This window comes from Thioclava sp. GXIMD4216 (genome assembly GCF_037949285.1).
GTDB classification, from domain to species: Bacteria; Pseudomonadota; Alphaproteobacteria; order Rhodobacterales; family Rhodobacteraceae; genus Thioclava; species Thioclava litoralis.
On the sequence record NZ_CP149926.1, the window covers coordinates 1,567,548 to 1,592,948 of the forward strand.

The following is a 25,401-nucleotide window of genomic DNA, read 5'->3' on the forward strand; positions in this document are numbered from 1 at the left end:
AACCAAGGAATTAATGCGGAGAACCGAATATGCGGATTTTGTTGGTGGAGGACGATCCCACGACGTCGCGAAGCATTGAGTTGATGCTGACTCATGCCAATCTCAACGTCTATTGCACTGATCTTGGTGAAGAAGGGATCGATCTCGCCAAGCTGTATGACTACGACCTGATCCTGCTTGACCTGAATCTGCCCGATATGAACGGGCATGAGGTTCTGCGGCAGTTGCGCATGTCGAAGGTCGATACCCCGATCCTGATCCTGACCGGTGCTGATGATACCGAGAACAAGATCAAGGGGTTCGGGTTCGGTGCGGATGACTACATGACCAAACCCTTCCATCGCGAAGAGTTGGTCGCCCGCATCCATGCGATCATCCGTCGCTCGAAAGGGCATTCGCAATCGGTGATCCGCACGGGTAAGGTCTCTGTCAATCTCGACGCCAAAACCGTGGAGGTCGAGAATAAGCCGGTCCATCTGACTGGCAAAGAGTATCAGATGCTCGAACTTCTGAGCCTTCGTAAGGGGACGACGCTGACCAAAGAGATGTTCCTGAACCATCTCTACGGTGGCATGGACGAGCCCGAATTGAAGATTATCGACGTTTTCATCTGTAAGCTTCGTAAGAAGTTGGCGGATGCAACTGGCGGGGAGAATTACATCGAGACCGTCTGGGGCCGTGGCTATGTGTTGCGCGATCCTGATCCGGGCGAGATGGAGCGCCGCGTCGCCGTCTAAAATCGACTCAGTGTCGCGTATTCCTTGTTTGATCTGAGAGGCCGCATGAAAATGCGGCTTTTTCATTTGGTTGGTGGCATTTTTTAATCTGTAGCATGAAGTTTGTATCTGTGTATTTCACGGCTGTTTGGGTGCTGTGGCTGGACGTGCGGCGGAGAAGGCCATATTTGTGACGCGCGCGATGTAGCAAGATAGAGAGCCCGCCATGAATTCTTCCGCCATTCCCCCCGGTGATATGACAAAAGATACGGCGGCGCGCGAGATTGCGGACCTATCAGCGCGGCTTGAACGGGCGAATACGGCGTATCATACGCAGGATGCGCCGGAGATCTCTGACGCCGAATATGATGCGTTTAAACGCCGCCTTCTTGCATTGGAGGCGCAATTCCCGGATCTGCAACGTGGCGACAGCCCGTCCCAGAAAGTAGGCGCGGCCCCGGCGGAAGGGTTTGCGAAGGTCCGGCATGAACAACGGATGATGAGCTTGGGCAATGCCTTCGAGGATGAAGATGTCGAGGATTTTGTCCGCGGCATCCGGAAATATCTCGGATTGGCAGCGGATACGCCCTTGTCTTTTACCGCAGAGCCAAAAATTGACGGGCTATCGCTTTCGTTGCGTTATGAAAAAGGTGTGCTTGTTTACGCTGCAACGCGTGGCGATGGGGAAACGGGTGAAAACGTTACGGAAAATGCGCGGACGATTCCCGATATTCCGCAGCATTTGAAAGATGCGCCGGATCTCCTTGAGGTGCGCGGCGAGGTGTATATGGCGCATGACGATTTTGCGGCGCTCAATATCTCGCAAGATGAACGGGGCGAGAAACGTTTTGCCAATCCGCGGAATGCCGCCGCAGGGTCGTTGCGCCAGCTGGATCCGCGGGTCACTGCGCGCAGACCATTGAAGTTTTTTGCCTATGCTTGGGGGGTGCTGTCGGCTCCTCTTGCAGATACCCAAAGCGGAGCGATCAAGCGTTTGGCCGAACTTGGTTTTTCGACAAATCCGCTGACCAAGACCTGTTCTGGATCGGCGCAGATGATTGCCCAGTATCATGCGATCGAAGCAGATCGGGCGATGCTCGGCTATGATATCGACGGTGTCGTCTATAAGGTCAACGACCTTGCGTTGCAGGCTCGGCTGGGCTTTCGTTCGACAACGCCGCGTTGGGCGATCGCACATAAATTCCCTGCCGAACTGGCATGGACCCAACTTGAGAAGATCGAGATTCAGGTGGGGCGGACTGGTGCGCTCAGTCCCGTGGCGCGTCTGACACCGGTCACGGTTGGAGGTGTGGTTGTCTCCAACGCGACCTTGCATAACGAAGACTATATTGCAGGGCGCGATTCGAAAGGCGAAGAGATCCGTGGCGGGCGCGACATCCGCGAGGGGGATTGGGTGCAGGTTTATCGCGCAGGCGATGTGATCCCGAAAATTGCGGATGTGGATCTTACGCGTCGCGCGGAAGGTCTGCAACCCTATGAATTTCCTTCAAAATGCCCTGAATGTGGTTCGGACGCTATTCGCGAGGAAGGGGATGCGGTGCGTCGGTGTACCGGCGGATTGATTTGTCCGGCGCAGCAAGTTGAAAAGCTCAAGCATTTTGTCTCGCGCGCTGCGTTCGATATTGACGGGCTTGGCGCCAAACAGGTTGAGGCGTTTTATGAAGATGGCTGGGTCAGGGAGCCTGTCGACATTTTCACTCTGCGGGACAGATATGGGCCGGGTCAGGTGCGGCAATTGAAAAATCGCGATGGTTGGGGGGAGAAATCCGCGCTCAAACTGTTTGACGCGATTGACCAGCGGCGTGATATCGCGCTTGCGCGTGTGATCTTTGCTTTGGGGATCCGTCATGTGGGAGAACAGACCGCGACGTTGCTGGCGCGCCATTATGGCACATGGCCGTCTTTCGAAGCCGCAATGACGCAGGCCGATCCGAAAGGCAATGCAGCCTGGGAGGATCTGCTTGGCATTGACGGTGTTGGCAAGGTTCTTGCCGAAAGTCTGGTGAGCACCTTCCATCAGGAAGCCGAGCGCGGGTCGATTGACCGGTTGATCGCGCAGCTTCGGGTGCAAGAGGCTGAAAAGCCGAAAAATAATAGCGAAATCGCAGGGTTGACGATCGTATTTACCGGAACGCTTGAAAAGATGACACGTTCGGAAGCCAAGGCGCGGGCCGAGGCGCTGGGGGCAAAAGTGGCGGGATCCGTGTCGAAGAAGACCGATATCCTTGTGGCCGGTCCGGGGGCCGGATCCAAGGCAACCAAAGCGGCAGATCTTGGTGTGCGGGTGATTGACGAGGATGCGTGGCTGGTTATGGCCGGGCAAGGCTGATGGCAGGTCGGCCCGAGAGTCTTTTCCCGCTATTCGGTAAGCTTGAAAGCTTGCCCGGTATCGGCCCGAAGCTGGCACAGACATTGACACAGGCTGGCCTCGAAAAGCCGCGTGATCTGCTGCTCACTTTGCCTTACAGCCTGGTCGATCGCCGTCCGGTGCCCACGGTGGCGGGGGTGCCGCACGGGCAGGTTGTGACGACCGAGGTAACGGTTCTGCGCCATGTGAAGGCCGCGCGGGCGGGGGCACCTTCACGGGTGATCGTCGAAGATGCGCAGGCCGAGATCACGCTGGTCTTTTTTCGGGGCAATGACCAATGGTTCCAGAAGCAGCTTCCTTTGGGCGAGCGGCGGATCGTTTCGGGGAAGGTCGAAATCTACGAGGGCCGCGCGCAAATCGTACATCCGGATTTTATCCTTCTGCCTGAGCAACTTGAAGAGATTCCGCGCTTCGAGCCGATTTACGCTCTCTCTGCGGGGATTACGCAGAAGGTCATGGGCAAGGCCACCGAAGGAGCGCTGGCCTTGTTGCCCGAGCTTCCCGAATGGATCGATCCCAACCTGAAAAAGCGTGAAGATTGGCCGGATTGGCACGTGGCCATGCAGGCGGCGCATCATCCGGAAGATCTTGCGCACTGTATGCCGCAGTCGCCGGCGCGTATGCGGCTGGCGTATGACGAGTTGTTCGCGCATCAGCTGACCTTGGCTTTGGCGCGACGTAATGCCAAACGCAAACCGGGGCGGGTGACGCGCGGTGATGGCCGTTTCTCCGCGCGCATTTTGCAAAATCTGCCCTATGCGCCAACTGGCGCGCAGACCCGTGCGGTTGCCGAAATTCGGGGCGATATGGCCTCTGATCGCCGCATGAACCGTCTGCTTCAGGGGGATGTCGGGGCGGGGAAAACGCTGGTGGCATTGCTGGCCTTGGTCACAGCGGTCGAGGCGGGAGGCCAATCCGTTATGATGGCCCCGACCGAGATTCTGGCGCGCCAGCATATGGAGGGGATTGCGCCTCTTGCCCGCGATGCGGGGGTGCGGGTCGAGCTTTTGACGGGGCGCGATAAGGGTGCGGATCGTGCGGCCAAGCTGGAAGATCTTGCCGCAGGGCGCATTGATATCTTGCTCGGCACCCATGCCGTTTTCCAGAAAGATGTGCATTTTCATGACCTTCGCTTTGTGGTCATAGACGAGCAGCATCGCTTTGGCGTGGCGCAGCGGATGGAATTGGGGGCTAAGGGGCAGGCGGTCGATATTTTGGTCATGACGGCGACGCCGATCCCGCGCTCTCTGGCACTGACCCAATATGGCGATATGGATGTTTCGGTTCTGGACGAAAAGCCCCCCGGCCGGACGCCGGTCAAGACCGCGTTGATCGCGGATGAGCGTCTGGCAGAGGTCGTCGCGCATTTGACGCGTGCGGTAGACGAGGGGCGTCAGGCCTATTGGGTATGCCCGTTGGTCGAAGAAAGCGAGAAATCGGATCTGCAATCGGCTGAAGAACGGTTCAAACATCTGCGGGCGGCCTTGGGGGATGAGGTGGTCACCTTGGTGCACGGGCAGATGTCCCCGTCCGAAAAGGACGCGGCGATGGCAGAATTTCTATCGGGGACGAAACGTGTTCTGGTGGCGACCACTGTGATCGAGGTGGGGGTCAATGTGCCCAATGCCTCGATCATGGTGATCGAGCGCGCCGAGAGTTTCGGGCTTGCGCAGTTGCACCAGTTGCGCGGACGGGTCGGGCGCGGGGCTGCGGCCTCAACCTGTCTTCTGATGTATCGCGCGCCCCTGACAGAGACCGGCGAGCGGCGACTGAAGGTGTTGCGCGATAGCGAGGATGGCTTCCGGATTGCCGAGGAAGATCTCGCGTTGCGTGGTGCGGGCGATATGATCGGCACCGCGCAATCGGGGCTTCCACGGTTTCGCGTGGCCGATCTGGAACGTCAGGCGGGGTTGATGGCGACCGCGCAAACTGATGCGCGCGCGCTTCTGGAAGGGGACCCCGGGCTTGAAAGCGAGAGGGGACGCGCAGCCAGAACGCTGCTTTGGTTGATGGAGCAGGATCGCGCAATCAAACTGATTTCCGTTGGGTAACCCTAAGCTTGGTAAAAATGTTCTTTACTTGTTCTCTTTTTAATGGGAACAAAAGAGCAACAGAAGCAAGGAGGTTACATCGATGTTGCGAAAAATTGGAACGGTTATCGAAGGCGATAGCCTTTTGTCCGACGTGCTTGGCGCCGCGTCGATCTGTGTAACCTGCTTGGGGCTTCTGTGTTTGCCGGGGCTTTTTTAAAGCCCGGTCTGCCTCGCACTGCGCCGCACTGTCCCCGCGGCGCGCGCCCATCGTCCTGCCCGGACGAGCCTCTTGATCACACCGGGCGCGTAGAAAGTGCCTTACTCGCCGCCATCCTCGGGATGGCGGTTTTTTCATTCAAGGTCCGTTTCGAGGATGCTGTGGAGCGCCGTTTCAGGCCCTCATCATCGGCTTGGCATGCATTGGAACGATCCGTTCCCTCCGGAAAGGCAGGGCTATATAGGTTTTTCGATCAGAAGGCATAGGCAATGCGCAACCCGCCCCAGTGCCGTCCGTTCACGGTGATAGGGGCCGAGAGGTCTTTCATCAGAACGAAGTGCCCGTCTCCCATGTCGCGACGATAGATCTGCAGGACAAAAGGCGCGGTCGAGCGGCCTGCACGCAACCCGACCCGATCGTCGAAAATCCGCCGATTGCGGCAGTTTGCGGTATTCCATGCAGGATCAGCCCCCTGCGGTTTCGAGAACTTTCTGTTATGCGTGGGCAGATATCCGTTTTCATCCACCGCTGCGCAGAACACGATCTTGCCGTCCAGCTCCAATGCCGCTTCCTGAATGGGGGGCAGAACCTTATCGGTAAATGGTGTAAATCGCGTCATGACCTGTTGCGGGTTCGTGCCCTCGATCGGTTCGTAGCGCCGGTCAAAAAGAGCCGCAGTTTCGATCTGCCCCGAAGCAACTGCCTGCGTGAAAATCTCGCTGATCTTGGCGGCTTCCTGCTGCACGAAGTCGATAAGGGCCGCATCCTCCAGCGCGCCGCCAAGCTGGACAGAGTTTTGCACGATGGTCTCGCCGACGGTGATCAGGGCGGTTGTGCGTTTTTGCGCCTGCGTGACCTGTGTTCCGGTCTGCTTCATCGCCTGCGTCATCGCCCCGAAAGCCGGTGCGAAACGGCTATTGGCTTCGCGCACTTCATTCGCCCGCTGCGCAATCTCGCCCACGGCTTGACGGGTCTCGTCAACAGAGGCCGTCATGCGCGACATGGCCTGATCCGTTTCAACGGTGCCACTGAGCACGCGGGATGCGTTATCCGTGATGCTCTCGGCCTCTTTGCGCAAGGTCTGGATGCCGCTATCCAGACCTTCAATGGCCTGACTGATCCCGCCCGCCGCATTTGCCGTTTTGCGCGACAGCTCGTTAATGGCCTCGGCGACCACCGCAAAGCCGCGCCCCGCATCTCCCGCCCGCACCGCCTCGATCTTGGCGTTGATGGCCAGAATATTGACCTGCGAGGCGATCTGCCGGATCTCGCTGTTTTCCGATTGCACCTGCGCCAGGGTCTTGCCGACATCCGACATGCGCTGCGCGACCGATGTGACCCAGCTGGCGATCTTCTGCGCGTGCTGGGCTGTTTCGCGCATCTGGGTGGTGGTTTCGGCCACATGATCCTGCGTGCGCTGTGCGGCGCCGGCCACGGCCTCGATGCCGGTGATGACCCGTTCATTCGCACTCTGGATAATGGTTGCGGCACGATCGGCATGGGTCAGATGGCCCATCTGTTCCGTCGCGTTCTGGGCCAGAAGATCCAGAGCGGCTGCAATTTCGACGATTTCGCGACCTAATGTGATCGCCTGTTTGGCGATCTGGTCCAGTCCGGTTCCATTAGTCCCGGCCCCGGGATGAAAAGAAAGATCGTTCATGCAGCCTCCACCTCAGACTTTGGGAGGCTCGCATAGAAGGTTTTACATCCCGTTAAATCTGGTCGAAAGCCAGCAGGGTCGCATCCGGTGCCAGCAGGATAGATCCGTGGCGATTGGGATAGTCCTGTGCGGCCTGCAGGATCTCGTATTCCGCAAAAGGGGCCGTGGGGACGGGGCCTTGGCCCGCCAGCATCCGCGCCAGTGCATCGCGCAGCGCCTGCACCTCCTCGCGCGACCGGCCGATGATATTATGCCCGAAAATCGCAGCCGAGGCCTGCCCCAACGCGCAGGCACGCACGGTCTGGCTATAGCCGGTGATGCGCCCGTTTTCGACAGTCAGCGCCACCTCGACGGTCGAGCCGCAAAGCGGCGCGCGTTTTTTGGCCGTGGCATCGGGTGCGGGCAGGGGGGCGCTATGCGGAATATCCGCCGCCAGCGCCAGAATGCGTTGCGAATAAAGCCGGAACAGATCTCCGTCGCTCATGGTCTTTTCCCCTATCTCGGTTTGCGATAGATAGGGCCTTCACCTTGCAGAGGAAACCCCTATGTCTTTCGATCTTTCCAGCCTGAAATATGATGCCAACGGTTTGATCCCCGCCATCGCCCAAGATGCCGAAAATGGCGAGGTTCTGATGATGGCCTGGATGAATGCCGAAAGCCTCGCAAAGACGCTGGAGACGGGCCATGTCACCTATTGGTCGCGCTCGCGTCAAAGCCTCTGGGCCAAGGGGGCAACCTCGGGCCATATGCAGCATCTGGTCGAATTGCGCATCGATTGCGACCGTGACTGCCTGCTTGTAAAGGTCACGCAGAAGGGGCCGGCCTGCCATACCAACCGCCGCAGCTGTTTCTATACGCTGGTCGAGGATGGTAAAGAGGTGATCACCGCAGAGCCTATGGCTTAAGGCCAACCATCGCGCGGATATCGGCGGGCGAGGCACCTTCGCTGCGGTAAAGCGAGATCGCCCGCGCATCATTGCGTTTGGCCAGCCGCTTGCCGTTCTCGTCACGGATCAGCCGGTGGTGATGATAGCGCGGCGTGGGCAGGCCCAACACGGCCTGCAACAGTCGGTGTAGCATGGTGGCCTCTGCCAGATCGGCCCCGCGAATGACATCGGTGATGCCCTGTTCGGCATCATCGACCACGACCGACAGGTGATAGGCCGCCGTGCCGATATCCTTGCGCATCAGCACAATGTCGCCATGATCCTGCAACAGGCGGGCAGGGTCCAGATGGTGCAGCCCCGCATCAAGCCCCGTTTCTTCCCATGTCAGAGCCTGCTCCGGCAGGCTGGCCAAAGCCGCCGCCATATCCAGCCGCACCGCGTCGCCCGCCTGCGGATATTGCCCCTTCCGGTGACGACAGGTGCCCGGATAAAGATGCGGTGCGCTGACACCCTCTTGCGGAGCCGACATCGCCGCCTGAATATCGCGCCGCGTGCAGGAACAGGGGTAGGCCAGGCCACGGTCGATCAGATCATGGATCACCGCCAGATAGACCTCACGCCGGTCCGACAGGCGCATCACCGGCTCGGGCCATGACAGCCCCAGCCAGCGCAGATCCTCATAGCAGCCCGCCTCATATTCGGGGCGGCACCGCTGGGTATCATTATCCTCGATCCGCAGCAGAAACTCCCCGTCCGCCGCCATATCCCACGCAAGACAGGCGGAATAGGCATGGCCCAGATGCAGCGGGCCGGTGGGCGAAGGAGCAAAGCGCGTCCGCATCCGCCTTTATTTCGGCTGGGCGCCAAGCCACGCGGTGAACTGCTCTTTCGCGCGGTCGGTATACAGCTTGTAACGGTCCTTGCGACCGCGCCGCCCGCCACGCGCATCCACTGGCGGGAAAAGACCGAAGTTCACATTCATCGGCTGGAAGGTCTTCGCCTCGGCACCGCCGGTGATATGGTTCACAAGGCTGCCCATCGCGGTCTCATAAGAGGGCGGGGGCAAATCACGGCCAAGGATCTCGGCGGCAGCCATCCGGCCCGCCAGAAGTCCCATCGCCGAGGATTCCACATAGCCCTCGACACCGGTGATCTGCCCCGCAAAACGGATATTGGGGCGCGATTTCAACCGCATCTGATCATCCAGAAGCGTGGGCGAGTTGATAAAGGTATTGCGGTGGATGCCGCCCAGACGCGCGAAGCTCGCGTTCTGAAGGCCGGGGATCATCCGCAGCACTTCCGTCTGCGCACCATATTTCATCTTGGTCTGGAAACCCACGATATTATAGAGCGTCCCCAGTGCGTTATCGCGACGCAGCTGCACCACGGCATAGGCTTTCTCTTCGGGCTTATGGCGGTTGGTCAGGCCGATGGGCTTCATCGGACCATGGCGTAGGGTCTCGCGCCCGCGCTCGGCCATCACCTCGATCGGCAGACAGCCATCGAAATATTTCGCGGTCTCGCCCTCGTGGAACTCGGTCTTATCGGCGGCCAGAAGCGCATCGATGAAAGCCTCATATTCGGGCTTGGTCATCGGGCAGTTGATATAGGCCGTGCGCTCTTCTTCGGTTTCGCCCTTGTCATAGCGCGATTGCAGCCAGGCTACATCCATGTCGATCGACTCGAAATAGACGATGGGCGCAATGGCATCAAAGAAAGCCAAAGCATCGGCGCCTGTCTCGCTGCGAATGCTCTCGGCCAAAGCGCCAGAAGTCAGCGGCCCCGTCGCCACAATCCAATGCCCGTCTTTCGGCAGTTCGGTGATCTCGCCATAGCGCGTCTCGATCAGCGGATGATCCTTGATCGCGCGGGTGACACCGGCTGAAAACGCATCGCGATCCACCGCCAAAGCGCCACCGGCAGGCAGGCTGTGCTTGTCGGCCATCGCCATGATCAGCCCGTCTGCCGCCCGCATCTCCCAATGCAAAAGCCCCACGGCATTCTGCTCGTCATCATCCGAGCGGAAGGAATTCGAGCATACCATCTCGGCGAAATCGCCGGTGCGATGGGCAAAGGTCTCAACAGTCGGGCGCATCTCATGCAGCACAACGCGCACGCCTGCATTCGCGGCCTGCCACGCAGCTTCGGAACCGGCCATGCCGCCGCCAAGGATATGGAGTGTATCTGTCATGGCGTTCGTCTAGGCCAAAGCCGTGCTTTTGAAAAGAGCCATTCTCAAGGGACAATCGGCGGTTTGTGCAAGAAATCGGCTCGGTCGCTTACTCTACGGGGCGGGCCGTAAGGCCCGATCCCGCGCAGCCCAAGGGGCTCGATGCCCCGCAGGGCTGCGGCCCTGCGCATAAGGATGCGCGGCCCTTGGCCGGCAGGATGCGGCATAATCGGGGCCGTCAGATCAGGGCGATACGCTCGCGCCGTTCGGGATCTGGAAATTCACGGTAAAGCCCGACGCTGGAGGTCGCGATCATCGCATGCATCTGGTCGTAATGGCGGGCCAGTTCATCGTCACTCTGGCCTACAGCCCGAAACGCGTTTTCCAGCATGGCCATGTCGGCCACCTCGATTTCTAACAGAAAATCCGCCTGACCCTCTGCGCCCAAGCCCAGCTTGCGCCGCATCAGCCGCCACGAACTGATCAGTCCGCGCTTTTGCAACCCGCCATACCAGATCTCAGCCGCTGCCGCGAAGGCCAGCGCTTTGGTGCCCGATGTCAGTTCAATCATACAGTGATACAAATTCATATCCAACCTCCCGGCCCATCTACCACCCCGTTCTTGCGGGCTGTCCCTCAGGCGCGTGGTCGGGATTTCAGCACAAAGGATTTGATATTCGATTAAAACCCTTTTGCACCGGTCGATAGGCAAACGGCCACCCGATCACCGGATGGCCGCATCATCGCATGTCGGTAAAGATCAGTGCCCGACGATCAGATCCGACAGGCTGTGGTCGCTGAAGCTGACGCCACCTTGGCCCAGATCGGCACGCAGGCCGATCCCCACATAGCTTTCCGCATCGTCGTGGTTGGGATCATTGAAGCCCAGCTCGCCCGTCATGGCATAGCCGTTGCCCATCTTGTATTCGCCGGTTGCGGCAATACGACGGCCGGTCACATTATCGGTGTCGTAATAATCCACACGGCCCCCCACCGAGACCTGCGAATTCAGCGGCATCGAGGCGGACACATTGTACAGATTGCCCTGCAGGTCGGCATCGTGGTTCTTCATGTGGTTATACGCCGCCTCAACCGAGAACAGCCCGTAATCCGCACCATATTCCACGCCCAGCGTGGTGATGTCATCGCTGTCGAGGCGCTCATACCCCGCACGTGCACCGAATTTCATGGTGTCGTTCATGTTATAGATCGCATGCAGGGCGGTGGATGCGCCGTCCCAGCTATCGTCCCAATAACGGTTCAGTGCCATGTCACCCTGCACCGAGAATTGCGGCGCAAAGCCGATTTCCATCTGGCCACCGATGCTGGTGCGCGAATTGTCCCGCGAATCCGCATCAAGGAAGTTGTAATGCGAAAGGCCGACATTGGCGCCGACGACATCGGCAGCATGGCCAGCCAAGGGCGCAAATCCGGCCAGAAGGGCGAGGATAGCTGTCTTTTTCATTGTCTCTACTCTGCTCGTTGGTCTGTGATCTTGCGCCACAGAATTTTTAGGGCAGGTCACATCTACATGTGCCTGCCCGTGATTTTACTCTTGTTCCGATGCGCCGTCAGCGGGTGGCGTATCATCCGTCTGTGACGTTTGCGTGATCGGCTGATCTTCGCCGTCCTCGTCGCCCTGATCCGCGATACGCGCGACAGAGACCACCGTCTCGCACTCGGCCGTATTGAAGACCCTCACACCGCCTGCACCGCGCGAGCGGAAGGAGATCCCGTCCACCGGACAGCGGATCGACTGGCCGGTCGAGGTGGCCAGCATGATCTGGTCGCCCATCTCGACAGGGAAGGAGGCCACAAGGTCGCCGCCGCGCATCTTCTTGTCAAACGCGGTCACACCTTGGCCGCCACGCCCGCGCACGGGGTAGTCATGGCTGGACGAGGTCTTGCCAAGGCCCTTGGCGGTGATCGTCAGGATCAGATCCTCGGCGGCAGACATCTCGGCGTAACGCTCAGGCGAGAGCTGCCCGCCTTCTACCGCGTCCTCATCCTCGTCGGCCTCGTCCTCTTCGGTGATACCGGCCATCAGACGGCGCTGCTTGAGGTAAGCCGTGCGCTCTTCCGACGTTGCATCGAAGTGACGGATGACCGACATCGACACGACCTCGTCATCGCCCAGAAGCTTCACGCCGCGCACACCGACCGAATTGCGCGAGTTGAACACCCGCACTTCCGGCACGGGGAAGCGGATGGCGCGGCCCTTGGCGGTGACCAGCATCACATCGTCCTCCTCGGAACAGATGCGCGCATTGATCAGACGCATGCCCGCATTCTCTTCGTCGAATTTCATCGCGATCTTGCCGTTACGCATGACATTGGTGAAATCCGACAGGCGGTTGCGGCGCACGGTGCCTGCCGAGGTGGCAAAGACCATCTGCAGATCGGCCCATTCGGCCTCATCGCGATCGACCGGCGTGATGGCGGCGATGGAAACGCCCGTGGGGATCGGCAGGATATTGACGATCGCCTTGCCCTTGGACGCGCGCGAACCGGCAGGCAACTGCCACGTCTTCATCTTGTAGACCATGCCTTCGGTCGTGAAGAACAGAAGCTGCGTATGGGTATTGGCCACGAACATCGTGGTCACCGCATCATCATCTTTCAGACCGCCGCCCGAAAGCCCCTTGCCACCGCGTTTCTGCGCGCGGAAATCGGCCAGCGGCGTGCGCTTGATCCAGCCCGACTGGGTGACCGTCACGACCATGTCTTCGCGCTCGATCAGGTCCTCGTCGTCGATATCGCCGACGAAATCGGCAATCTCGGTGCGGCGCGGCACGGCGAAGAGTTCGCGCACCTCGCGCAGCTCGTCCGAGATGATCGCCATGATCCGGTCGCGCGAGGCAAGGATGGCAAGGTAGTCCTTGATCTTCTCGGCCAGTTCCGCCAGCTCGTCGGTGACTTCCTTCACCCCGATCTGGGTCAGGCGCTGCAGGCGCAGATCAAGGATCGCACGGGCCTGAACTTCGGACAGGTTATAGGTGCCATCGTCATTGACCGGATGCAGCGGGTCGTCGATCAGCTTGAGATATTCGACGATGTCATGCGCGGGCCAGCGACGGGTCATCAGGCGCTCGCGGGCCTCGGCGGCATCGGCCGAGGACCGGATCGTGGCGACGACCTCATCCACATTCGACACCGCCACAGCCAGACCACAGAGGATATGGCTGCGTTCACGCGCCTTGCGCAGCTCGAACGCGGTGCGCCGTGCCACCACTTCCTCGCGGAAGGTGATGAAATGCGTGAGGAAATCGCGTAGGGTCAGCTGCTCGGGGCGGCCGCCATTCAGCGCCAGCATGTTGCAGCCGAAGGAGGTCTGCAAAGGCGTCAGACGGTAAAGCTGGTTGAGCACCACATCCGGCGTCGCATCGCGCTTGAGCTCGATCACCACGCGCACGCCGACACGGTCGGATTCATCGGCAATGTTGGAGATGCCTTCCAGACGCTTGTCGCGCACCAGCTCGGCTATCTTCTCGATCATCGCGGCCTTGTTGACCTGATAGGGGATCTCGTCGACCACAATCGCATGACGGTCCTTGCGGACCTCCTCGATACGGGTCTTGGCGCGGATCACGACAGAGCCGCGGCCCTCCAGATAGGCTTTGCGCGCACCGCCACGACCAAGGATCAGACCGCCCGTCGGGAAATCGGGGCCGGGGATGATCTGCATGATCGCCTCGGTCGACATATCGGGGTTGTCGATCAGCGCAAGGGTGGCATCGACCACTTCGCCCAAGTTATGCGGCGGGATATTGGTGGCCATACCGACGGCAATACCGCCCGCACCATTGACCAGCATATTCGGGAACCGCGCGGGCAGAACGACCGGCTCGCGGTCCTTGCCATCGTAGTTGTCCTGAAAATCGACAGTGTCTTTTTCGATATCGGCGAGCAGGAAGGCGGCGGCCTTCTGCATCCGGACCTCGGTGTAGCGCATGGCGGCGGCGCTATCGCCATCCATCGACCCGAAGTTGCCCTGACCATCCAAGAGAGGCAGCGACATGGAAAACGGCTGGGCCATACGGACCAAAGCGTCATAGATCGCGGCATCGCCATGAGGGTGGTATTTCCCCATAACATCGCCCACCGGACGTGCCGATTTGCGATAGGGTTTGTCATGCGTATTGCCCGTTTCATGCATCGCATAAAGAATGCGGCGGTGCACGGGCTTGAGGCCGTCACGCAGATCGGGGATCGCGCGCGAGACGATCACGCTCATCGCGTAATCGAGATAGGCCGTCTTCATCTCGGACGCGATGGAGACAATGGGAAACTGCTCGGAAGAGGGGCGTCCCGGCCCTTTATCTTCCGTGTCCGGCGTATCGGGAGTATCGTTCACGCGCGCCTCTATTCTTCTAGATCTTGTTGGGGCTTCTTATAGCCCGCCCGACGGTTAGTATGCAACTTCCATTCCCCGTCTTGTCGGGGAAAGGCCGCGCTCGGGGCGATGCATTTTCGATAGGGGCGCGATTGGGCGCGGTTCAGCTGCGCGCGCCGGACCTTGCCGCCAGCATCCAGAGCACCCAAAGCACCAAAGAGAAAACAACGTTCAGATTGGCCATTGTGACGCCGAACATCTCCCAGGAGATCTGGTCGCATTGGATCAGCGGTGCGCGGTTGATCTGGTCCAGCAGGTCATCGACAGAGCCAAGCCCCGGCCCGCCGGAGGTGCAGCTTGTGGGGCCCGCGATGATATGACGCTCGACGAGCGAGTGATAGATGCCGATTCCCGCCGTGGTCAGCGCCGCCAGCCCCCCGAGATAGGCGAAGGGGCTGCGCAGGTGGAAAACCAGCATCGCGGCACCGATGATCACCGCCACCAGATGCGGCCAGCGTTGCAGCAGGCACAGATGGCAGGGCGCATAGCCCGCCGCCTGAAACAGGAAGGCCGCGGCCAGAAGAGTCGCCGAACCGACGCTCGCAAGAAGGATATAGGCGCGGGATTGGGTCATAGATATTTCACCAGATAAAGGCCGCCCAACAGTAAGGCGACGAAAAGCGTAAACACAAGCCCGAGCCGCTTCTCGATGAAATCACGCATCGGTGCGCCGAATTTCCACAAAAGCGCGGCGACTACGAAAAAGCGCAAGGCCCGTGCAAAGACCGCGGATCCCAGAAAAATCGGCAGGGAAAGGTGGGTGACCCCCGAGAAAATGGTGATGACCTTGAACGGGAAGGGGGTGACACCGGCGATGATCACCGCCCAGGGTCCGTATTCGTTGAAACGGGTGGCCAGCTCGTCGAATTTGTCGGATTTGCCGTAGAATTCCAGAATGGGCTTGCCCACGCTATCCATCAGCCCGTAGCCGATGCCGTATCCCACGATGCCGCCGATGACAGAGGCCAATGTGGCGATAAAAGCGATCCGGAAGGCCCGGTGCGGTGCCGCGATGATCATCGGGATCATCAGGACATCCGGCGGGATCGGGAAAACCGAGCTTTCCAGAAATGCGATGAACGCCAACGCCCAAGTGGCGTGACGATGTCCCGCCAGACGCATGGTCCAGTCATAGAGTCGGCGGATCATGTCGCCCCCTGTTTTGTGTTTGTAAGGGATGCCCTGACCCGCAGGAAGGGTCAAGCATCCTCAACCTCAAAACAGGCCCTGTCGCGACAGTCTGCCGTGAGGTCTCTGGCGGATGCGCGGTTTTTCCACAATTTTGCCCGCACCGCAGGGATTTATGCGGTAGCGACATTGACTAGCGATTTGAAGCCCAGTAAGAGACCAAGGCACATTGCATTGCGGGCGTGGTGGAATGGTAGACGCGGCGGATTCAAAATCCGCTTCCGAGAGGAGTGCCGGTTCAAGTCCGGCCGCCCGTACCAAGCTGAAATTAAACGAAAATTCAGCTTGCAGCAATCGGACCGAATGGGCGTCATTCTAGACTGTTCCCAATGCTGTTCCCACTTTCATGTTCTGTCCCTGTTCTGTTCCGCGAGCCTGTGGGCCGCTTTCGACAGGCGCTTTCGGCTGGCCTTCTTGCGGTAATAGGCCACCATCTGGGGCGATTGGTTCGTGATCGCTTGGATCTGCGCATCGGTGCATCCGGCCTCGGCCAGCCGCACGATAGCCAGCTTCCGCAGCCCGTGCAGTGAGTAGGGCTTGGCCTTGTCGCCGAGCGTCTCCCGCCATGCGCTGAATGACTTCTCCGCCGAGTTATAGCTGACCGGCTGCGTCATGTTCTTCGCGATCAGGTGGCGGCCACGCACAGGTAGCGCCTCGACATATTCGCGTAGGGAATCGGGGCAATATACTTCGTAAGCCTCGTCACCCTTTTCGTCGGTAACGGTCATGGTCTCGCCGTTGAACTGGTCTCGGCGCATCGCGATCGCAGCGCTCGGGCGCTGGCCGGTGCCGAGAATCACCTCGATCATGGTGCGGACTACCTCCGGCGCGGTCTCGGCCTTCTGGACCATCCACTCCGGCCACGGCTCGAACTCGCGCTGCTTGCCGAATAGGTCGATCCCCTCGGCGGGGTTTTTCACATCCCAATCAAGCTGTTTCGCGGCGAAGTTAAACAAGATCCGCACGATTTGAACAAACCAGTCAGCTTGCCGTGGCGTGTCCCTCAGTTTCTGCTGCATGGCGCGGACGGTGGCGCGGTCCATGTCACGCACGTCCTTATCTGCGTTCTTCGCGAGGATCTTTTTGAGCCAGACACTATAGGATTTCTGCGTGCGCGGGGCCAGCTTGCGGAATTTCGGGCTCGCCTTGTATTCGGCGATCAGCACGCGCCAGCTTGTCTTGATAGTGGGTTTCTTGATCTTTGGCGACTTCCCCGACCGGATGGCCCAGTATTCGACCATGAATTCTGGCGTGTCGGGATTGGCCTTGATCTCGATATACCGCTCACGCCGCTTTGCGCCATCCAGCCATGTGATGCGATAGAACAGGCGCTCCTCGCCCCTGATTTTCTTGGTCGCGAGATATGGCAGGTCGGGCTTTTTCACAGGTCGAACTCGTCTTTTGGTTTCGCGGCATCGCCGCGCAAGATCGCGGCAAGGGTCTCTCTATCCCAGCGCCCTAGCGGGCCGGGGGCGGGCAATGCGCCCCGTGCTACGAGCGCATTGAATTCGGCGGTTTTCATGTCGCAGAAACGGGCTGCGGTCACGTCGCGCATGAAGGCCGGAAAGTCGGCTTTCCCCATCTATTCCTCCATTTCCCGATAATCTTCCTTCCGCTCCAGCCGCTTCCGGCAGGGCGCGATCCAGTGAAAGCGCGCGGGCTCGCCCGCCGCGTCCTTGCGCCAGACGATCCAGCAGTAGGCCGTCGCGGTGCTGCCGTTCTCGGACAGCTTGCCCTTGTGCATCACGACCCGCTCGGTGAACTGCAGAATGTCCGTGGGCGGATGCAGCGAGAACAGGCGCGTGTGGCGTCCGATTCCCTCAAGGAAGGCGCTGCGCACGATCACGGCCACGCCAGCGCGGCTCTGGGCGAGCGCCTTCAGGATGAACTGTTCGGCCAGCCGAAAGGGCGGGTTGGTAATCGTCCAATCGAAGCTGTCAGGATTCGCCGGATAAAACAGGTAATCCTCGATTGGGAAGCCCGCGCCGTAGTCGTGAACGTCGCTGCCTGTGACGACCCCGAACGTCTCGCGAAGGGGGCGCACCATGTGGCCACGGTTTGCGGCTGGCTCGTGACAGGCCATGCTGGCCAGATCCTGACCGATCGACAAAAGCCAGTCGCAAAGGGCGCGGGTGGCCCACGGCGGGGTCGGGAAATCGTCCAGGCTATCGTGTGGCTCGATGCGCTGCTGCATGACGGCGCTGCTGGTGTTGCGGGTCATTGGCTCCCCTTCCTCACGACCCGATTGGCGGGCGCGCTGTCCTCGTGGTGGCCGGTGGCGCGCTGGCGCTCGGCCTGTTCGTCTTTGGCGTTGGCTTCGGCGGGGGTGGTGTCCTGTGTGGCGGGGGCGGGCTCTTCACAAAGCGCCTGAATTTCGTCGTCTGTCATGCTTGCCCAAAGCTCGGCGTCTTCCAGCAGGTAGATCGGGTCGTGAGCGTCGTGAGGCTCGCCAGTAACATCGAGGCCCGGAGGCCAGTGCAGGATCAGCCCGCGCGGGATAGCCTGATCAGCGACAAAGCCTGATTGTGAGATCCACTCAGGGCGATACTTTGACCAACCGTAGAGGCATGGCTCTTCATCATCGGATACCTTGTAAAAGTCTTCATCCCTGTAACCGTGGCGCTGAACGAGGAATCCTTTCGCGGCCTCGGTCCGGTGTATCCATTCTTCGGCGGTCAATATGTTCGGGTCCGTGACCGCGCGAACATTCTCTGGAATTGGGTTCGCCATATCGGCCTCCTTATTGCTGTTCTGAGCGGGGCCGGTGGCCCGCGCTGGGGGTTATGGATGGGCTTTGGCAATAAGCTCGGCCCGAAATCGCACGGCCTGCGCGTCATAGATTTCGCCGCATTCAGGGCAGTCCTGAAAATCGTGCTCCACGTCCACGCCATCCTCGGTGAGCGCGTCATACTCGATGACGAACACCGCTCCGCAGGCCCCGCATATGCAGTGCAGAGAAGCGACATCTACTGCGTCGATAGGAAAGATATGCCGCTCGCTCACAGCCACACCCAAGCGGCCAACGCGCCCCAAAACAGCACGCCACACATAGCGGCGGGGATGATCCACCAGCCGGAAGGGACGCGGCGGGGTGGCACGGGGTCATTCATCGGTCATACCTCTTGCGGCGGCGATGGCGAGGGCGGCAGCGATGGCCGCGCCTGCGATGATGGCGATCAGCATGTGGCCTCCTGAATGACTGGATCTGCGGGGGTGCGTCGGACAGCATTGCCCCCGCAGATCATCCGCGCGACCGTCGCGCGAATTCCTGTTTTTCGGGATGCCGCCCCGGCACGGGGGCGGGCACCGGAAGATCAGGCGCTTGGCAGAAGCTTGGGGCCGGCGGGCAGGGCTGCGGTGCCCGAGGGTTTGTGTCCCTTGCACTTGCCGGGGGTGCAGGCCCCGACATGCGGGCAGAGATCGTCCATCGTCAGATTATGTGCGCGGGCGGCGAGGCGCAGCGCGCCGATCCGGTCGGCACGGCTCGGCAGGCCCATCAGGAAGAAGGGCCGGTTTTTCGCCAGATGGTCGAGATAGGTGATCTTCGCGGCGCGGATGGCGTTGGATTTGCGGCGGGATGTGAACATGGCAACCTCTTCGGGTGAAGGGCGCAGCCCGCGCGAGAGGCGGGCTGGCAGGGTCAGGGCAGGCGGGACAGGCGCGCGGCCAGCCAGACAAGACCCACGATCATCGCGCGCAGGATCCAGTCGAGGATGGACGGGGTGATTGCCTGCAACAGCGTCAGGGTCAGCGCGGCGGACGTGGTCCAGCTGATGACGTGGGATTTCAGCCAGTCCATCAGAGGTAATTGGACAGGTTGAAGCCGAGGCGCTTGGCCAGATCGGTCAGCACGATCTTCTCTTCCGGCTCCAGCTCGCCATCGGCCATCGCGATATCGATGCCGACCATCAGCGCCATTTCAAGTTCGTCGCTGGCGTTTTTGGACTTCATCTCCTCGATCTCGCGCTTCAGGGCGAGCTTGCCGGTCATCGAGCCGTTGGCGCGCTTGAGCTGCTTATCAAGCGCCTGTTCGATCTGCGTCCCGCTGAAGGCTGTGGCCAGCGTCGGGTGGTTCTGCAACGCCTCCAGTGCGCCGGTCACTTCCGAGTCCTCGATCTCGCCATCGGCGCAGGCGACAAGGGCGCTGATCGCGCAGATGCCTTCCAGCAGATCGGTTTTTCCGGACAGCTTTTTGGAGCCGCCCGAGAGGCGTTCTTTCAGTTTTCCAAACATGGGTCTTCCTTGGTTCTTGGTGAAAGGGCGGCGGAAGCTGCGATGCACAAACAGGGTACGGGTTACGCGCGGCTTCCGCCTATCATCCGAGTGGGATCGGACGAATTCGGGTCTCGGGGCGGCGCGGGGTGAATTTGCGCCGCCCCATATCTGGCCCCCGAAACAGGGAGGATGGGGCCAAATCTCGCTATTCCATGCCGAGCGCTTCCTTGTAGATCGCCATGATGGCCTCTTCCTCGGCCACGTCGTTCTTGTCGCGCTTGCGCAGGGCGATGATTTTCCGGATCACCTTGGTGTCGTAGCCGCGGGCTTTGGCCACGGCCATCACGTCCTTCTGCTGTTCGGCGATATCGGCCTTTTCGGCGGCAAGGCTTTCGAACTGCTCGATGAACTGGCGCAGCTCGTCGGCGGTGACCTGATAGGCCTTCTCGGCGGCGGCCTTGAAGTCGGCATCCTCTTTCATCGGCGGCTTGCCAGCCTTTGTGCGGCTGATGCTGTGGGCGGCTTTGGCGAGGAAAGCGGGCGTGTCCTCGGTGATCGGAATGGTCGGCATGGCGTTCAAGGCAGCGAACAGCTCTGAGCAGGCATTTGTTCGCAGTAATGCTAAGACGGTCACGGGATTTAACAGCGCGGAACAGAGCGCTGGAGCGTTTTCTGCTGAATTGGACCGTCTTCGCAATAAGTATGACCCACTTTATGCCGCGCAGCAGAAGTACAATGCGCAGCTTGCCGAGCTAAACCGGATCAAGCCTGAGCTTTCGGTGGGGGCTTACGAGAAGGCTCTGGAGTCTCTGAACGCCGACCTTGCACGAGCCAGCACGTCAGCGGGCGGCGCAGTTGTGGCGACTGCCAATAAAGTCACGGCCTCTAATGTGAAAATGGCCAAATCTTTCTCCGGCATTTCGCCGTCAGCTCGCGGCCAGATCCAGAACGTCAGTTATCAGCTGCAGGATTTGTTTGTGCAGATCTCGGCAGGAACAGCGGCCACGACTGCCCTCGGTCAGCAGATGCCGCAGCTTCTGGGCGGCTTCGGTGCGCTCGGGGCTATTCTTGGGACGGTGTCCGCTTTGGCATTTCCGTTGGCCGGAGCATTTCTTAAAATCGGCGGTAAGGTTGAAACACTTGATGAGCAGATCAAAAATCTCAAGAGTGCCGTCAGTGATTATAGCGCGGCTGTAGATGCAGCCATTCTACCAACTGCCGATCTTGCAGAGAAATATGGTAAAGCGACGGATGCGGCGCGTGATTTCCTTGCTGCGCTGGAGGACATTAGCAAGACCAACACCCAAGAAAAATTGGACCAAACGCTCGTTGGGATCTCTGAGAAATTCGGCAAGCTGCAGTCTGAAAATCTTCAGCCCAACGCGCAGATTCTAGATATTGTTAACGGCTTGAACTTCGGCGGTTACGACACTCGTACGCTTGATGAGTTGGCAGATAAACTGGAGACAACGCGTGGGGTTGCGCTGCAGGTAGCAGCTGGTCTTGAGAAACTGCAGCAAGCGGAGGGCCCGGCAGCCCAAGCAGAGGCGGCGCAAGAATTGGTGCGCTATTTGAAAAGCGCGCTTGGTTCGACCGATGATATGTCGAAGGGGGCGTTGGAATTATACACAGAAGTTGCCAAAGCGGGCGATGCTGCGGTTGAACTTGAGGGTGCTGCAGATCGGGCGGCAGGGGCGCTTGGAGGCGGAGCCAGCGCTGCAGGGCGTATTGCAGACCAACTGAAGCGGGCGGTGAATAATGCCATCGAACTTTCGGCGCAGAGCGTAACTGACCTGCAGCGTTCCCAGATCGAGCTAGAGTACAAAGATAATCCGGTAGGCCGCGCCGCAGCCTTGGCGGGTCTGGAATTCGACAGCAAGACTGAGACGCCCGCCGGTTCTGACTCTGCTGCGACCAACGCGATCAATGAACAGCGTAGGGCCTTCATCGAGAATGCGACGGCTACGGAAAAAAACCGACAGGCGCTGATCGCTTGGCAGAAAGCCCAAGCCGCTGCGGCATCTGCCGCCAAGAAGTCTGCCAATAAGAAGAAGGATGATCCTTTCTTCGCCGCCTCTGACGAGGATCTGCTGCGCATCGAACGGCAGATGGAATTGCTGGGTAAATCAGCAGGCGAGGTTGCGGAGCTGCAGGCTCGTTGGGCGCTTCTTGATGAGGCCAAAAAGCGTGGGATGACAGTGGATGACGCGCTGAATGCAAAGATTGATGCGCAGGCCGAGGCTATTGGCAACCTTACCGAAAAGCATAAGCAACTGTCCGATCAGCAGGCGTTTGTGGATGGCCTGACGGACGATCTGAAAGATGGCTTTCTTGACGCGATTGTCTCTGGTGAAAGCTTGTCAGGCGTCTTTGAGGATTTGGCAAAATCCATCGCCAAGGCGGCGTTGCAAGCGGCACTCTTTAACGAGGGCGTTTTCGCTTCGGGCAGCGGTGGCGGCTTGCTCGGCGGTCTATTTTCAAGTGCTACGAGTCTGCTTTCCGGCAAGCGTGCAACTGGCGGTGGGGTCGGCGCGGGGTCGGCCTATCTGGTCAATGAGAACACGCCGAACAGTGAGATATTCGTGCCCTCGCAAAACGGGGCTATTTTGAATGTTCCACAGGCCCAGGCGGCGCTTAGAAAGTCGGCGGGCAGCGGGGCGGCCACCGTCGTGCGTAACATCTCGATTGACGCGCGCGGCGCACAGGCAGGTGTGGCGGATCAGATCGTTTCGGCGTTGGCGGCTTATGATGAACAGCTGCCCGCTCGTGTAGTTGGCATCACTCGGGAAGATTGGAGGCGTTGATGGCAATTTCTTTCCCTGCGGATCTGGGGTGGATTTCCGATCTGATTATACCGTCGTCCTGTACAATGGATCTGCAACGCAACGAGGAAACCAGCGGTGTGGGTTCGGGCCAGTTTTGGTCTGCAGAACTGGCTGAACCGCTATGGACGGCGCAGGTTGGTATTCCACGTTTTCTGACCCACGCTGAAGGGCGGGCATTTGATGCGAAGATGCGCCGCCTCGGCACCAATCGCACCCTTTTATTCGCAGACCCGATGTATAAAGGGCTCGATCAGAGTGGGGTGGTAATCTCGTCCTTCTCGACCGACCGAACGGCGATCACCTTATCAGGGCTTGCCCCTGGCACGGACATTCTGGCTGGCCATCGGTTATCCGTCGTTTATGGCGGTCATATTTGGTTTGCCGAGTTTGATGAGGATGTCACTGCTGACGACAGCGGCGTTGCAGGACCGGTTGCGGTCTATCCTTTCCCGCCCATGATCCTTGCTGCCGGGGCAGTGGTTGAACTGGCTAAGCCTTATCTGAAAATGATGCTTGTTGATGCCGCAGCATCTGCAGCTCTTCCGGGTAATCGGGTGGGTGAGAAAACCCTGACATTGAGGCAGAAACCATGAGAGACCTTCCCGCAGGCTTTATCGCCGCGCTACAGGACGCACCGGAGCGTGGTATCGAGCCGGTCTGGTTCGTCACGGTAGAGGCCACGGATCGCGACACAGGCGAGACCGTAGCCTTTCCGTTCTGGACGGGCAGTTATGACCTTCCGCTGGACATGCCGCGTCCGGATGGTACCATTGAGGCGCGCACCCATATTGGCGGCTGTGGGCTGTCTGTCGGGTCCATCACCTACGTCGCGGATTTGACCTCGAAGACCGTCAATGTGACCATGAGCCAGATTGCCGATGCGGCACAGTCCATGCTGCGCGGTCACATCATCAAGGGCGCGCCGGTCGAGATCCATGTCGGGCTGCGCGCGGGCGGCGGCATGGCCTCGATGCCGGTGCTGATGTTCGCGGGGATCGTGGACGAGGCACCGCTTGTGACGCCTGCGGCTGGCGGGGAGGGGTCGATCACATTGACGATCCAATCCGAGATCATCGCGCAGATGCGGCAGATCAATCCCGCGAAGTCGTCGGATCAGCACCAAAAACGACGGAATAGCGGTGACCGCTTCGTAGAGTATGCATCCACCGTCACCAGCCGCCCGATAAAATTCAACGAGTAATGCTATGAAAAGATTTAACAACTGGCGGGCCCGGTTGCGTGACGAAATTTTGCGTCAGACACCGTTGGCACATGTCTGGGGCACTCATGATTGCGTTGTCGGCCTTGGCGGCGGGGCTGTGCTGGCGATGACCGGCGAGGATATCGTGGCCGATCTGCGCGGGCGATACGACAGCCCCGAAACGGCTGCGGCCTTACTGGCCGATATGGGCTTTGATAGCTTGGGCGCTGCTGTTGCTTCACGCCTGCCGGAGCATGAACGGCTTTCCAAGGTTAATATGGGCGACATTTGCGTTGTTCCCGTTGATGGCCCGCTCTCCGAGGCCGTGGGCCTTGTCGATGTGTCGCACATCAACATCCTTACCCCGAACGGGCGCGGCATTGTCCCGCGCCGAATGATGACCCGCGCCTTCAAGGTCTGACCCTATGAAAAAATTGCTTCTACTCTCCACCGCGCTGATCGCCGTCAGCGCGGTTCCGGCACATGCTGGCCCGGTCTCGTGGGCGCTGCTGGCCAATGGGGCCAGTCTCTGGTCGGTTGCGGCAAATGCGGCCAGCGCATTGCTTGCAACGTCGTTTGGCCGGATCGCGGTTTCGGCGGCTTCCTCGCTTCTGTCTGCGGCGTTGCCCGCGCGGTTCGATGACAGGCCGCAGATCCGCGCGGTCGGGCGCATGGAGTTCGAAGCGCTGGTGGTCGGCCTGACCGAGGCCCAGCTGGCCGAGAGCTACGCCGATGTGCGCCACGCCTGCCACGGGCGGATCGGCGAGAAAGCTTTCCTCTGGGCCACAGGGTCCAAATTCTGGAACTGACACACCCCGCCCCTTGGGCGGGGTTTTTTCATGGAGAAACCACATGCTGAGCACAGCACATCTGGCGGCCATCGCGGGCCGTCGGGAAACCCCGCTTATGCGGTCGGTGGTGGCCGGTCTGGCCGATCCCCGCGCGCGGGATATGGCCCCGTCGCACCGGATGGCGCAGTTTGTCGCGCAGATCGCGCATGAAAGCGCGCGCTTCCGCTATGCCGCGGAAGCCTGGGGCCCGACCCGCGCGCAGCGCCGCTATGAGGGGCGGCGCGATCTGGGCAATCTGCAGGCGGGCGATGGCTACCGCTTTCGCGGGCGCGGGCCGATCCAGATCACGGGGCGGGCGAATTATGCCCGCTTCACCGCCTGGGCCGAGGGGCCGGATTTCGAGGCGGTGCCCGATGCGGTCATGGGCGATCCGTGGCTCGGGCTGTCGGCGGTCTGGTTCTGGCAGGCGGGGGCGGGGCGCAGCCTCAATGCCTATGCCGATAAAGGCGATATCGAGATGATCACCCGCCGCATCAATGGCGGGCTGAACGGCTATGCCGACCGGCTGGCCCTCTATACCCGCGCGGGGCTGGTGCTGCTGGGGCAGGGCCCGAACGATGTGCGGGCCTTCCAGCGGCTGGCCGGTCTGACGGTCGACGGCCTCGCAGGCCCCGCCACGCGCGGCGCGCTCCATTCCCATCTTCTCAAGCTCTGAA

29 protein-coding genes and 1 tRNA gene are annotated in these 25,401 nt (G+C 60.1%); 12 read left to right on the forward strand and 18 right to left on the reverse strand.

The window, feature by feature from the left end; translation table 11 throughout:
• Nucleotides 1-29 precede the first annotated feature (29 nt).
• The 3 genes from WDB88_RS07780 (at nucleotide 30) to recG (ending at nucleotide 5,156) form a co-directional block, all read left to right on the forward strand.
• Nucleotides 30-737 (forward strand): response regulator transcription factor, encoded by a 708-nt coding sequence (locus tag WDB88_RS07780; protein ID WP_339107107.1) that lies wholly within the window; start codon nucleotides 30-32, stop codon nucleotides 735-737.
• A 205-nt stretch (nucleotides 738-942) separates the two neighbouring features.
• The gene (gene ligA / locus WDB88_RS07785) at nucleotides 943-3,066 is read left to right on the forward strand and encodes an NAD-dependent DNA ligase LigA (RefSeq protein WP_339107108.1); all 2,124 of its coding nucleotides are present in this window, start codon (nucleotides 943-945) and stop codon (nucleotides 3,064-3,066) included.
• On the forward strand, nucleotides 3,066-5,156 hold the full coding sequence (recG, locus tag WDB88_RS07790; RefSeq protein ID WP_339107109.1) for an ATP-dependent DNA helicase RecG: 2,091 nt from the start codon (nucleotides 3,066-3,068) through the stop codon (nucleotides 5,154-5,156). Before ligA ends, recG begins: the two co-directional genes overlap by 1 nt.
• Nucleotides 5,157-5,608: 452 nt before the next feature.
• On the opposite strand, the gene WDB88_RS07795 is transcribed toward recG, so the two are convergent.
• Both WDB88_RS07795 and WDB88_RS07800 read right to left on the reverse strand, forming a co-directional pair.
• A complete protein-coding gene (locus WDB88_RS07795; RefSeq protein WP_339107110.1) occupies nucleotides 5,609-7,015 on the reverse strand; it encodes a methyl-accepting chemotaxis protein in 1,407 nt (468 codons plus the stop codon).
• 52 nt (nucleotides 7,016-7,067) lie between these two features.
• On the reverse strand, nucleotides 7,068-7,499 hold the full coding sequence (locus tag WDB88_RS07800; RefSeq protein ID WP_339107111.1) for an iron-sulfur cluster assembly scaffold protein: 432 nt from the start codon (nucleotides 7,497-7,499) through the stop codon (nucleotides 7,068-7,070).
• Between the two features lie 61 nt (nucleotides 7,500-7,560).
• On the opposite strand from WDB88_RS07800, the gene hisI reads away from it, so the two are divergent.
• Nucleotides 7,561-7,920, forward strand: coding sequence for a phosphoribosyl-AMP cyclohydrolase (hisI, locus tag WDB88_RS07805; protein ID WP_339107112.1), 360 nt, complete (start codon nucleotides 7,561-7,563; stop codon nucleotides 7,918-7,920).
• Here the strand turns inward: hisI and gluQRS are convergent.
• From gluQRS to WDB88_RS07840, 7 genes are all read right to left on the reverse strand, one after another.
• Nucleotides 7,910-8,743 carry a tRNA glutamyl-Q(34) synthetase GluQRS gene (gene gluQRS / locus WDB88_RS07810; protein ID WP_339107113.1) on the reverse strand — a complete coding sequence of 278 codons (834 nt, stop codon included), beginning with the start codon at nucleotides 8,741-8,743 and terminating at the stop codon, nucleotides 7,910-7,912. The two genes, hisI and gluQRS, sit on opposite strands and share 11 nt — an antisense overlap.
• Nucleotides 8,744-8,749: 6 nt before the next feature.
• On the reverse strand, nucleotides 8,750-10,093 hold the full coding sequence (trmFO, locus tag WDB88_RS07815; protein ID WP_339107114.1) for a methylenetetrahydrofolate--tRNA-(uracil(54)-C(5))-methyltransferase (FADH(2)-oxidizing) TrmFO: 1,344 nt from the start codon (nucleotides 10,091-10,093) through the stop codon (nucleotides 8,750-8,752).
• 217 nt (nucleotides 10,094-10,310) lie between these two features.
• Nucleotides 10,311-10,661, reverse strand: a complete 351-nt coding sequence (locus tag WDB88_RS07820; protein WP_339107115.1) for a DUF6614 family protein — start codon at nucleotides 10,659-10,661, stop codon at nucleotides 10,311-10,313.
• Between the two features lie 171 nt (nucleotides 10,662-10,832).
• Complete coding sequence (locus WDB88_RS07825) at nucleotides 10,833-11,537, reverse strand: porin (protein ID WP_339107116.1); 705 nt, start codon at nucleotides 11,535-11,537, stop codon at nucleotides 10,833-10,835.
• A gap of 84 nt (nucleotides 11,538-11,621) precedes the next feature.
• Nucleotides 11,622-14,426, reverse strand: coding sequence for a DNA gyrase subunit A (gyrA, locus tag WDB88_RS07830; protein WP_339107117.1), 2,805 nt, complete (start codon nucleotides 14,424-14,426; stop codon nucleotides 11,622-11,624).
• A 142-nt stretch (nucleotides 14,427-14,568) separates the two neighbouring features.
• On the reverse strand, nucleotides 14,569-15,039 hold the full coding sequence (locus WDB88_RS07835; RefSeq protein WP_339107118.1) for a disulfide bond formation protein B: 471 nt from the start codon (nucleotides 15,037-15,039) through the stop codon (nucleotides 14,569-14,571).
• Nucleotides 15,036-15,614, reverse strand: coding sequence for a YqaA family protein (locus WDB88_RS07840; protein WP_339107119.1), 579 nt, complete (start codon nucleotides 15,612-15,614; stop codon nucleotides 15,036-15,038). The genes WDB88_RS07835 and WDB88_RS07840 overlap by 4 nt, the downstream gene beginning before the upstream one ends.
• A gap of 215 nt (nucleotides 15,615-15,829) precedes the next feature.
• On the opposite strand from WDB88_RS07840, the gene WDB88_RS07845 reads away from it, so the two are divergent.
• A tRNA-Leu gene (locus WDB88_RS07845) sits at nucleotides 15,830-15,913 on the forward strand.
• Nucleotides 15,914-15,997: 84 nt separating this feature from the next.
• Here WDB88_RS07845 and WDB88_RS07850 read toward each other — a convergent pair.
• From WDB88_RS07850 to WDB88_RS07870, 5 genes are read right to left on the reverse strand one after another with little or no spacing between them, the layout of a single operon-like run.
• A complete protein-coding gene (locus tag WDB88_RS07850; protein ID WP_339107120.1) occupies nucleotides 15,998-17,038 on the reverse strand; it encodes a tyrosine-type recombinase/integrase in 1,041 nt (346 codons plus the stop codon).
• Complete coding sequence (locus WDB88_RS07855; RefSeq protein ID WP_339107121.1) at nucleotides 17,035-17,235, reverse strand: hypothetical protein; 201 nt, start codon at nucleotides 17,233-17,235, stop codon at nucleotides 17,035-17,037. Before WDB88_RS07855 ends, WDB88_RS07850 begins: the two co-directional genes overlap by 4 nt.
• Complete coding sequence (locus WDB88_RS07860; protein WP_339107122.1) at nucleotides 17,236-17,874, reverse strand: hypothetical protein; 639 nt, start codon at nucleotides 17,872-17,874, stop codon at nucleotides 17,236-17,238. It lies immediately after the preceding gene.
• Complete coding sequence (locus WDB88_RS07865; protein ID WP_339107123.1) at nucleotides 17,871-18,383, reverse strand: hypothetical protein; 513 nt, start codon at nucleotides 18,381-18,383, stop codon at nucleotides 17,871-17,873. The genes WDB88_RS07860 and WDB88_RS07865 overlap by 4 nt, the downstream gene beginning before the upstream one ends.
• 51 nt (nucleotides 18,384-18,434) lie before the next feature.
• Nucleotides 18,435-18,656 carry a hypothetical protein gene (locus tag WDB88_RS07870; protein WP_339107124.1) on the reverse strand — a complete coding sequence of 74 codons (222 nt, stop codon included), beginning with the start codon at nucleotides 18,654-18,656 and terminating at the stop codon, nucleotides 18,435-18,437.
• 57 nt (nucleotides 18,657-18,713) lie between these two features.
• Here WDB88_RS07870 and WDB88_RS07875 point away from each other — a divergent pair, with 57 nt between their 5' ends.
• Nucleotides 18,714-18,848 (forward strand): hypothetical protein, encoded by a 135-nt coding sequence (locus WDB88_RS07875; RefSeq protein WP_339107125.1) that lies wholly within the window; start codon nucleotides 18,714-18,716, stop codon nucleotides 18,846-18,848.
• Nucleotides 18,849-18,967: 119 nt separating this feature from the next.
• On the opposite strand, the gene WDB88_RS07880 is transcribed toward WDB88_RS07875, so the two are convergent.
• The 4 genes from WDB88_RS07880 to WDB88_RS07895 all read right to left on the reverse strand — a co-directional run bounded on the left by WDB88_RS07880 (nucleotide 18,968) and on the right by WDB88_RS07895 (nucleotide 20,349).
• On the reverse strand, nucleotides 18,968-19,240 hold the full coding sequence (locus WDB88_RS07880) for a hypothetical protein (RefSeq protein WP_339107126.1): 273 nt from the start codon (nucleotides 19,238-19,240) through the stop codon (nucleotides 18,968-18,970).
• Between the two features lie 53 nt (nucleotides 19,241-19,293).
• Nucleotides 19,294-19,452 carry a hypothetical protein gene (locus WDB88_RS07885; protein WP_339107127.1) on the reverse strand — a complete coding sequence of 53 codons (159 nt, stop codon included), beginning with the start codon at nucleotides 19,450-19,452 and terminating at the stop codon, nucleotides 19,294-19,296.
• A complete protein-coding gene (locus tag WDB88_RS07890; protein WP_339107128.1) occupies nucleotides 19,452-19,886 on the reverse strand; it encodes a TerB family tellurite resistance protein in 435 nt (144 codons plus the stop codon). The genes WDB88_RS07885 and WDB88_RS07890 overlap by 1 nt, the downstream gene beginning before the upstream one ends.
• A 187-nt stretch (nucleotides 19,887-20,073) precedes the next feature.
• Nucleotides 20,074-20,349: a DUF2312 domain-containing protein gene (locus WDB88_RS07895; protein ID WP_339109500.1), complete on the reverse strand. Its 276-nt coding sequence runs from the start codon at nucleotides 20,347-20,349 to the stop codon at nucleotides 20,074-20,076.
• A gap of 61 nt (nucleotides 20,350-20,410) precedes the next feature.
• Between WDB88_RS07895 and WDB88_RS07900 the strand changes: the two genes are divergently transcribed.
• The 6 genes from WDB88_RS07900 to WDB88_RS07925 are packed head-to-tail and all read left to right on the forward strand — an operon-like array spanning nucleotide 20,411 to nucleotide 25,400.
• A complete protein-coding gene (locus WDB88_RS07900) occupies nucleotides 20,411-22,672 on the forward strand; it encodes a hypothetical protein (protein ID WP_339107129.1) in 2,262 nt (753 codons plus the stop codon).
• The gene (locus WDB88_RS07905) at nucleotides 22,672-23,286 is read left to right on the forward strand and encodes a hypothetical protein (protein WP_339107130.1); all 615 of its coding nucleotides are present in this window, start codon (nucleotides 22,672-22,674) and stop codon (nucleotides 23,284-23,286) included. The genes WDB88_RS07900 and WDB88_RS07905 overlap by 1 nt, the downstream gene beginning before the upstream one ends.
• Complete coding sequence (locus WDB88_RS07910; RefSeq protein WP_339107131.1) at nucleotides 23,283-23,894, forward strand: hypothetical protein; 612 nt, start codon at nucleotides 23,283-23,285, stop codon at nucleotides 23,892-23,894. The genes WDB88_RS07905 and WDB88_RS07910 overlap by 4 nt, the downstream gene beginning before the upstream one ends.
• Nucleotides 23,895-23,898: 4 nt before the next feature.
• Entirely contained in the window at nucleotides 23,899-24,315 is a 417-nt protein-coding gene (locus tag WDB88_RS07915) for a hypothetical protein (RefSeq protein ID WP_339107132.1), read from the forward strand.
• A 4-nt stretch (nucleotides 24,316-24,319) separates the two neighbouring features.
• Entirely contained in the window at nucleotides 24,320-24,703 is a 384-nt protein-coding gene (locus tag WDB88_RS07920) for a hypothetical protein (RefSeq protein ID WP_339107133.1), read from the forward strand.
• Nucleotides 24,704-24,746: 43 nt separating this feature from the next.
• Complete coding sequence (locus tag WDB88_RS07925; RefSeq protein WP_339107134.1) at nucleotides 24,747-25,400, forward strand: glycoside hydrolase family 19 protein; 654 nt, start codon at nucleotides 24,747-24,749, stop codon at nucleotides 25,398-25,400.
• The last annotated feature ends 1 nt before the right edge of the window (nucleotide 25,401 follow it).